Source organism: Tepidimonas sp., from assembly GCF_046292505.1.
Classification (GTDB): domain Bacteria; phylum Pseudomonadota; class Gammaproteobacteria; order Burkholderiales; family Burkholderiaceae_C; genus Tepidimonas.
In genome coordinates, this window is record NZ_JBKBQX010000166.1 from 1 (window position 1) to 799 (window position 799).

Genomic DNA, 799 nt, shown 5'->3' on the forward strand with positions numbered 1-799 from the left:
TACTGGTCGAACAGGTCGGCCACGCGCCGCGCCAGCTGCGCGCGCCGCAGCGGGTCGCCGTCGCCCAGGTAGTGGATCAGCGGGGCGAAGACCGTCGCGTCCGCCTGCTGCGCCAGCGTCGGCAGCAGCCGCCACAGGCGCCAGCGCAGCGGGCCGCGGTCCAGCGGTGCCTCCTCCGGCACCGCGGCCTCGCCGAGCACGGCGCGGTAGGTCTGCCACAGCCACTGCGCCGGCAGCAGGCACGCCAGCCCGGCGCAGACGCCGTCGCGCTGCGCCAGCGCCTGCTGCACCCACTGCGCCATGCCGTGGCTGGCCACCAGCCAGCGCTGCGGCTGCAGCGGCTGCGCCGCCTGCGCCGTGGCGGCATCGGCCGCGGCGCGCTGCAGCAGCGCCTCGATGCGGTCGCCCTGGACGATGTGCAGCGGGGTGGGGGTGAGTTTGGAGGGGACGCGTGTCACAGCCGGTAATCGTAGAGGATTGCCGCGCCCACCCTTGGGGTGAACGCGCGCTCCGATCGCTGCATCCGATGCGCCGAATCGGCCGATGGTCGATCATCGAAACGTTTGGGCGCACCCCTGCGCTACCATCCACCCCCATGAGCAAGGCTTTCGTGCGCGAGCAGGACCACGACGAGGACGACGAGGCGCTGCCGGCGGGGCTGCGCATCCCGGCCGGGGGCAAGAACTACATGACGCCGCAGGGCTACGCGCGCTTGCGCGGCGAGCTGATGCAGCTGATCGACGAGGAGCGCCCGCGCGTGGTCGAGACGGTGTCCTGGGCCGCGAGCAACGGCGACCGC

1 protein-coding gene and 1 pseudogene are annotated in these 799 nt (G+C 73.5%); one reads left to right on the forward strand and one right to left on the reverse strand.

Translation table 11 applies throughout. From position 1 onward, the window contains the following. A partial coding sequence (locus ACK4TH_RS12500) for an exodeoxyribonuclease V subunit gamma (protein WP_409626921.1) occupies positions 1-458 on the reverse strand: 458 nt, incomplete at its 3' end. 137 nt (positions 459-595) lie between these two features. Here ACK4TH_RS12500 and ACK4TH_RS12505 point away from each other — a divergent pair. Continuing rightward, a pseudogene (locus ACK4TH_RS12505) lies at positions 596-799 on the forward strand (transcription elongation factor GreB); the annotation flags it as partial.